General features: G+C 49.6%; 1 protein-coding gene. It reads left to right on the forward strand.

Annotation, left to right across the window (positions count from 1 at the left end; translation table 11 throughout):
• The coding region (locus R7Q48_RS29635) for a CBS domain-containing protein (protein ID WP_411979312.1) at positions 1-571 on the forward strand (571 nt) is incomplete at both ends.

Below are 571 nucleotides of genomic sequence, written 5' to 3' on the forward strand. Positions count from 1 at the left end.
CAACATACTGGCGTCAGCTTGCACCAGCAGCGGCGGTATCGCTACGTTGGATGGTATGGGCGCTAACGCCATTTGTATGGTTTTCAGAGCAAATAACCAAGCGTTTGGCTCGTAACCACGAAGCACCAAAAATGCGTGATGAACTTTCTGCGATGGCGATTTTGGCACGCGAAAGTGGTGAGTTTGCAGAAGGCGAATCTAAAATCTTAAGCAACCTGCTAGGGATTCAAGATGTGCCTGTCACACAAGTCATGACACCTCGCCCTGTTGTCTTCCGCGTTGACGCAACGATGACCATCAATGAGTTTCTGGACAAACACAAAGACACACCGTTCTCACGTCCGCTGGTATACAGCGAGCAGAAAGACAACATCATTGGCTTTGTGCATCGTCTAGAACTGTTTAAGATGCAGCAATCAGGCAGTGGCCAGAAACAACTCGGTGCGGTCATGCGTCCAATCCAAGTGGTTCTGAACAATACAGCGCTACCAAAAGTATTCGATCAAATGATGACGCACCGCCTACAACTGGCACTTGTGGTCGACGAATACGGCACCGTGCTTGGCCTTGT

This window comes from Vibrio sp. 378 (assembly GCF_033339435.1).